The following is a 7,049-nucleotide window of genomic DNA, read 5'->3' as shown; positions in this document are numbered from 1 at the left end:
CTCGCCGCCGTGCTTGGCTCGATCCGTATCAGCCAACTCATCCGCTACGACCCGGCCCTGCACCGGCGCCTCGCCGATCCTCCAAGACGCCGTTCACGACAAATCAGCCACGCCCCGCAACGAACGACCCTATCCTAGCGCCTATGGCGCGCAGCCCCTCTCTGCGGCCACGGGCGCGACCCCGCTACCTCCCGATGAGCGCCAACCTGGCCGGGCTGCGGCTGGCGATGGGGATCGGCGCGCCGCGATAGGCGTCGAGGCCGCGGCCGGGGCTTCCGGTGTTGGCGATGGTGGGGGCGCGGTCGGCGTTGTTGGAGAGGAAGGCGCCGCCGCCGCCGGGTTGGGCGATGGAGGCGGCGGTCACGGTCGGGGCGGCCACCGGCGGGTGGGGGTTGCCTTGCTCGGTGGCCCAGGCGGCGAGGACCCGGGCGCGGTAGGGCTCGGCGAATTCGGGGGTCTGGCTGTGGTAGGCGGCGGCGGCGCGTTGCCAGTCCCCGCCGCGGGCGGCCTGGAGTTCGGACAGGAAGCGCGCGGCGTAGGCGGCGTTGGCGGTGGGGTCGAAGGCCTCCTCCAGATTGGCGAAGGCGTTGGGGTGGTGGCGCAGGTTGATCTGCATGCAGCCGACGTCGATGGAGCGGACCCCCCTGGCCTGGAGTGCCTGCACCTCGGCAATCGCTGCCGCCTTGGTGGTGAAGAATTGCCCGCGGCCCTCGGCGTTGATGGTCCAGGGCCAGGGGTGGAAGGCGCCGGTCTCCGGGTCCCTTCGGCCGGATTCGACGCGGCCGATGGCGCTGAGCAGGTGCGCGGGGATGCCGGCGGAGCGTTCCGCCGCCTGGATGGCGCCGCGGCAGAGGCGGCCTGGCTCGGCGGCGGCCGGCAGGGGCAGGAGCAGGGCGAGGAGGAGGAGGCGCTTCATGCCCCGGCAGGCGCAAGGCGCGTGCCAGAGCGGCTTACAGGATGGGTTCGGCCGGCGGGCGCGGGGTTTCGGCGGCGGGGGGCTCGGCCGGCGATTCGGTCGCGGGTGGCGTGGCGGCGGGCGGGGCTTCCGCCTGGGCGGGGGTGGTGGCCGGGGGTGTCGCGGGGGCGGCGGTGTAGTCCGGCACGATGCGCGCCTGGGTGCCGCCGATCATCAGCACGCGCTGGCCGATGGCGAGCGGCGTGGTGTCCCGCTGCGTGACGGTGAAGAGTTCCCCGTTCTCCTTCCGCGCGATGTATTCATAGGCCGTGGTGTCGCCGGCCACGCGTTCCGTGGCGGCGCCGAGCAGCCCGCCGACCAGCGCGCCGCCGACCGCGCCGATGGCGCTGGCCATGTTCCCGCCCGGGGTCTGCGCGCCGACGATGCCGCCGGCCGCGCCGCCGGTCGCGGCGCCGGTATTGCCATCCGCCGTCACCGTGACGCGCCGCACGCCGATGATGGTGGCCTGTTCGACGCGGTTCATCTGCTGCACGGCGCGCGTGGCGTAGTCATCCGCCGAATAGCTCGGCCGGCAGGCGGCGAGCGCGAGCGGGGCGAGCAGGGCGAGGGGGAGGAGGTATCGGGGTCCCGGCATGGCGGTGTTCCTGTAGGCGAGGGCGGGCGGCCCTGTCACCACGCGAACTGCGCGGGGCGCCCATACGCCCTTTGCTGTCCGCGTGTGGCGCGATGATGTCGCCCCTGTGTCCGCCTGTGACGCGGGGCCTCAATCGTAGCCGAAGGCGGCCATGTCGTCCCGGAAATGGTCTGCCAGCCAGGCAGCATCGACAGGGGCGATGTCGGCGGAGCGGATCAGGATGCGCTGGCTGCGGTTGGCGTGGGGCAGGACGAAGGAGGGGTCGACCAGGTCCTGCAGGATGCTGCTGCCGGCCAGGTCCTCGATCCGCAGCGGCTCCGCGACATGGGTCGCGGTGCGGGTCTTGGCGGCCTGGGACTGGAAGGCGGCGTCGTAGTGCAGGTGGCGGTTGCGGATGAAGCCGCTGAAATCGTCGCTTTCGATGAAGGCGCGGGACGCCGGCCAGCGCAGCTGCCCGTGCTGCGCCGAAAGCGTCTCCCACGCCGCCCGGATGGCGGGCAGGGTGGTGCCGTTCTTCTCCGCCCAGCCCAGCACGATGCCGCCTACGAAGTTGTAGAGGCTGGCGATGCGCGCCCTGGGGTGGCGGACGAAGGCGAGGATGCGGAAGCCCGCCAGTGCCTCCGCGCCGATCACCTTCTCGATCTCCTCAAGCCCGCTGTGCTTGTAGAGGCCGAAGCGGCGCTGGAAGTAGGTGCTCGCCTGCTCCCCATGCGGGGTGGAGCCGAGGATGAGGTCGTCCCAGCGGGCGAAGGGCTCGTAGCCCTGCTCGAAGCTGGTGCCGCCGGTCTTGTGCAGGTGGATGAAGACGAAGCGGCGGGAACGGGAATAGATCATGCGGCCTCCAGCCTCGGCAGGCCCTGCGCCACCGCGAAGCGGGCAAGCGCCGAGGCGCCGCTGGCGGCATCGAGCGGATTGTCCAGCGCCATCATCGTCGCCACCGCGTCCCGCGCTGTCAGCCGAAGCGAGAGCCAGCCGCGGCGGGACGCATCGGCATAAGCGATGTGCGGGTCGGCGGCGAAGGGCAGGGCGTAGCGGGCGTTATTCTGGCTGCTGATGGAGGTGGCGACGAATTCGACGGCGCAGGCGGGTGTCTCCGGCCGGTCGAAATCCGGGCGGAGTTCGGCGGCCAGGAAGGCGTGGATGTCGCCGCCCAGCACCAGCGGCGTGCCCTGGTCCCGCCGGCGCGCCGCAAGCTGGGAGAGCAGGCGGGCACGGGCGGGCTGGTAGCCGTCCCACCCATCGGTCCAGTAGACCGGGGGCGTCTGCCGGCTGCCGAGGCGGGCCATGCGGGTCTGCTGGGCGATGAGGGTCCAGCGGACGGATTCCCGGGCCAGCCCATCGCTGAGCCAGGCCTCCTGCTCCGCGCCCAGAAGGCTGCGGGCGGGGTCAGCCAGTTCGGCGCATTGGTCGAAGGTGACGCGGGTGGCGCCGCCGCGGTCGGGGGGCTGGCAGGCCTGGGGGTGGCGGTATTGCCGGTCATCCAGCACATGGATCTGCGCCAGCCCGCCGAGGCCGATGCGGCGATGGATGCGGGCGCCGGCGCCGACGGGCTTGGCCGATCGCGGCAGCGGCATGTGTTCCCAGAAGGCCTGGTAGGCGGCGGCGCGCCGCGCCAGGAAGGGGGCGCCGCGCTCCCTCTCCCCGATCTCGCCGCCATAGTCGTTGGAGACCTCATGGTCGTCCCAGGTGACGACCCAGGGGCAGGCGGCATGGGCGGCCTGGAGATCGGGGTCGGACCGGTAGAGCGCGTAGCGGGCGCGATAATCCTCCAGCGTCCGCGCCGTGGGGCTGGCATGGCTGCGGACCAGGTTCCGGCCCCAGCTGGCCTCATAGATGTAGTCGCCGAGGAAGGCGACGAGGTCCGGGTTGCTGGCCGCGATGTGGCGGTGGGCGGCGTAGAAGCCGTGTTCGTATTGCTGGCAATTGGCGACGGCGATGGTGAGCGGGTCCGCGGCACCCGGCGCGGGGGCGGTGCGGGCGCGGCCGGCGGGGCTGGCTTCGCCGAGGGCGGTGAAACGGTAGTGGTACCAGGCGCCGGGGCGGAGGCCCTGGACCTCGACATGCAGCGAATGGGCCTCGGCCGGCAGGGCCATGGCCTGGCCGCGGGCAACGGGGCGGCGGAAGCCCTCATCCTCCGCCACCATCCACTCGACCGGCACGGGCTGGTCGGGCAGGGCGGCGGCGGGGGCGGGCATCAGGCGCGTCCAGAGCACGAAGCCGGACGGGCCGGGATCGCCGGAGGCGACGCCGAGGGCGAAGGGCGTTGCCGCCGCGGCGCGGGCCGGCAGGGAGAGGGCGAGGGCGGGAGCGGCGAGGAGGAGGCTGCGGCGGCGCATGGGGCAGTCTCCCCCGGATCGGGGGCGGGCGCCAAGGCGGGGCTTGGGTCAGTACGATGACTTTAGCCGATTATGCCGATTATGCGCGTTTAGCACCGTTTTCGCCGGGGGGTGGGACGAGCAGAGGTCGAGGAAGGTTGAGGCGTGGTCGAGCGCTTCCCCCGCGCGGCGGAGGCGGCGACGCATCTGGTCGCGGTCGTGCCCCAAGGGCAACGATCGGCGCCGCGTATCGTCTGATAGAAACGCAAGTTGGGCGCCTATTAGGCATGAGCACCATGGGTCTGCTTGCGACCCGAAGCAGACGCCAAATCGGCAACTGCTGAAGTAAAGAAAAACCCTGATCTCACCAAAATAAGCCGATAAACTTCTTTACGCCCTCGTCTCTTGCCTTGTCGAAAATATTTATGGCGTTATGCCTCAAAGCCGATCTCAAAAATTGCCAAGAGAAATCAGATTTTGGCGCATTCTTGCTTGCCGCTATAATGCCCGCTAATTGGTCGTCTAGATTTTTAATCTTTCGCACCGTATCGCTATCATTTTCCTTCGACAGGAAAAATTTTGTGTAAGATTTGGCAGTGACTAGCGCGTCGCGAGCTCTTGCTTCTACAGCATTCACTTCGTCCAAATTGTGCTCTGCACAAACATAACGACCGTGGCGCGCACAAGCGAGTAGTTCGTCGGCAATACGCTCAAATGTGGAAAACCCGTCCCGCGAAGCAGTAACAGACCTGTGCGCGTAGCCGGCAACTCCATATTTTGCCACATCAGCAAGTATATAGCTCTCTAGATAACCAGAAATTACATATACCTTGGCGACTCGGCGCTCTCTTTGTATTTTGTCTAGTATTGTGAATCCATAGCCGTCTGACAAATTTAGATCCAGTATCATTAGGTCAAAACGTACTCCGCGCTCGATCATTTCACTTGCTGCGGAAACTGACTCGGCCTGAATTACGCTCCCTTGGCGGCTTACAATGAAATGGCAAAGATCTTCACGGTTGGGCCGATAATCTTCAACGACAAAAAAAATGTGGTCGCGGAACATGATGTCCGCCTCGCGATCCTTTGTCATCCAAGCATCCTATCGCGGATGGTTCCGCTCGAACGGCGCAACTCAAAGCAATGCAAAACCATACTCTCTCGTACGATAACAGAAGCTTCGAGTGCAGTAGAAGCCTTTGTTCTTTGGCATCGAGAGCGCGCCCGATTGGCCTCCCGTCGTGTCCGCTACCCGCCCTTCTCGGACTTCCCATAGCGTTCAGGCGCTGGGTCGTTCGGTTGCTCATCGCCTGGACGGGTGCGCAACCAAGGGCGCTTTCAGGACGGCATTTCTCCCTCGACCCGATCCGGAGCAGCACTTGGGTGTTCCTGGTGGCGACGGGACAAGCGGTCGGGACTCATCAGGTCATGGCGACGCGGGCACCCCGCAGAAGGGCGCTGGACCTCGGCTCCTCCGCGATGGCCTGGACACAAGCCGACGCTGGACGTTCCATTCAGCGCACGAAACGGCGCAGATTGCAAGTAAATATTCCTAACAACGCTTCCCTGCGACCACCGCCCCGTCCCCTCCGATAGCCCCCCGCCGCGCCATGTGGGACAGTCCCCTCACCAACGCATCGGGAGGGAGCCGCGCATGGCCCGGATCGGATTCATCGGCCTCGGCAACATGGGCGGGCCGATGGCGCGCAACCTGGTCAAGGCGGGGCATGCGGTCGCGTGCTTCGACCTCTCCGCCGCCGCCATGGCGGCCGTCACCGGCGCGCGGGCGGCGGGCAGCGCGGCGGAGGCCGCGGCCGGCGCCGATTTCGTCATCACCATGCTCCCCGCCGGCCAGCATGTGCGGGATGCCGTGCTGGGCGCGGGCGGCATCGCCGCTTCCTCCCCGCCTGACGCCGTGCTGATCGACTGCTCCACCATCGATGTCGCGACCGCGCGCGCGGTGGCGGAGGGGTGCGGGCGCGCCTTCCTCGATGCGCCGGTCTCCGGCGGCGTGATGGGGGCGGAGGGGGCGACGCTCACCTTCATGGTCGGCGGCGAGGACAGCGCCTTCGCCAAGGCGGCGCCGATCCTGCAGCAGATGGGCCGCGCGGTGATCCATTGCGGGGGCGCCGGCGCCGGCCAGGCGGCCAAGGCCTGCAACAACATGATGCTGGCCGCCACCATGATCGTGACGGCGGAGGCCTTCGTGCTGGCGGAAAGCCTCGGCCTGTCCCACCAGGCGCTGTTCGACGTGGCCTCCAGATCCTCCGGCCAGTCCTGGAGCCTGACGACCTATTGCCCCGTCCCCGGCCCGGTGCCGGGCAGCCCGGCCAATCGCGGCTACCAGCCGGGATTCTCCGCGGCGCTCATGCTGAAGGACCTTGGCCTGGCGGTGGGCGCGGCGGAGGCGGGGGGCGTGGCGACGCCGGTCGGCGCGCGGGCGCTCGACCTCTACAAGGCCTTCGTGGAGCAGGGCGGCGGAGGGCGCGACTTCTCCGGCATCATCGACCATCTGAGGCAGGCCAAGGGGGGCCAAGTCAGGGGGTGAGGGCGGCCCTCGTGCTCCAGCCGCGCTCCAGCCGCTTGCACAGCGTGGCATAGGCGATCCCGGCCTCGGCCGCGGCGTCCCGCAGCGTCATCCGCCGGCCGCGCACGGTGATCAGGCGCCGGGGCACGCCGGCGCGGGGCGGGGATTCCACCCAGGCCGTGTTGCCGGGGGTGAAGGGCCGGGCGGGGTCGCGGCGGACCAGGCGGTGCTGCGGCGTGGGGCGGGGGCCGAGATCGGCCAGGAAGGCCTTGAAGCCTCGGCCTGCCGGCGCCTGCCAGCGGGCGCAGACCCGCGCATCCTGCCCATGCAGCATGGTCTGCCAGGCCTGGTATTCCGGGCGCCGCTTGTCGCCAGCGCGCGCGCCATGCCGCGTCGCGCGTTCCCGCGTCAACTCGTCCCGCACGCAGCCGCAGCTGACGGTGTGGCCGGAAAGCAGGCTGTCCTCCCGCACCACGGCGCTGCCGCCGCAGGCGCAGTCGCAGGCCCAGCGGCGGCGGGAGAAGCGGCCGCGCCAGAGATAGGGCTCATCCTCCGCCGTCACCGTGAGGCGCCCGAAGCGGTCTCCGGGTGCCACGGTGGTGGCGCGGCTGGTCACGGAGCGGGCGGAGGGGCGGGCGGCGGCTTTGATCACGGCAT

Annotated in this window: 7 protein-coding genes; 1 reads left to right on the top strand and 6 read right to left on the bottom strand. The window is 69.3% G+C overall.

The features are described 5' to 3' along the window. Positions 1–184 precede the first annotated feature (184 nt). The 5 genes from G3576_RS22265 to G3576_RS22245 form a co-directional block, all read right to left on the bottom strand. Positions 185–916: a lytic transglycosylase domain-containing protein gene (locus tag G3576_RS22265; protein WP_164696652.1), complete on the bottom strand. Its 732-nt coding sequence runs from the start codon at positions 914–916 to the stop codon at positions 185–187. A gap of 34 nt (positions 917–950) precedes the next feature. Beyond that, positions 951–1,550, bottom strand: coding sequence for a hypothetical protein (locus tag G3576_RS22260; RefSeq protein WP_164696651.1), 600 nt, complete (start codon positions 1,548–1,550; stop codon positions 951–953). Positions 1,551–1,679: 129 nt separating this feature from the next. Then, positions 1,680–2,384 (bottom strand): hypothetical protein, encoded by a 705-nt coding sequence (locus G3576_RS22255; protein WP_164696650.1) that lies wholly within the window; start codon positions 2,382–2,384, stop codon positions 1,680–1,682. Continuing rightward, the gene (locus tag G3576_RS22250) at positions 2,381–3,886 is read right to left on the bottom strand and encodes an alkaline phosphatase D family protein (protein WP_164696649.1); all 1,506 of its coding nucleotides are present in this window, start codon (positions 3,884–3,886) and stop codon (positions 2,381–2,383) included. Before G3576_RS22250 ends, G3576_RS22255 begins: the two co-directional genes overlap by 4 nt. 343 nt (positions 3,887–4,229) lie before the next feature. Further along, entirely contained in the window at positions 4,230–4,958 is a 729-nt protein-coding gene (locus tag G3576_RS22245) for a response regulator (protein WP_164696648.1), read from the bottom strand. 519 nt (positions 4,959–5,477) lie between these two features. On the opposite strand from G3576_RS22245, the gene mmsB reads away from it, so the two are divergent. Continuing rightward, a complete protein-coding gene (gene mmsB / locus G3576_RS22240; RefSeq protein WP_328729582.1) occupies positions 5,478–6,413 on the top strand; it encodes a 3-hydroxyisobutyrate dehydrogenase in 936 nt (311 codons plus the stop codon). On the opposite strand, the gene G3576_RS22235 is transcribed toward mmsB, so the two are convergent. Continuing rightward, positions 6,403–7,044 (bottom strand): hypothetical protein, encoded by a 642-nt coding sequence (locus G3576_RS22235; RefSeq protein WP_164696646.1) that lies wholly within the window; start codon positions 7,042–7,044, stop codon positions 6,403–6,405. The genes mmsB and G3576_RS22235 overlap by 11 nt on opposite strands. Between the last annotated feature and the right edge of the window lie 5 nt (positions 7,045–7,049).

The organism is Falsiroseomonas algicola, assembly GCF_011040385.1.
GTDB classification, from domain to species: domain Bacteria; phylum Pseudomonadota; class Alphaproteobacteria; order Acetobacterales; family Acetobacteraceae; genus Falsiroseomonas; species Falsiroseomonas algicola.
Note: the sequence above shows the minus strand (reverse complement) of the source record. Positions and strands in the feature narration are given on the sequence as shown.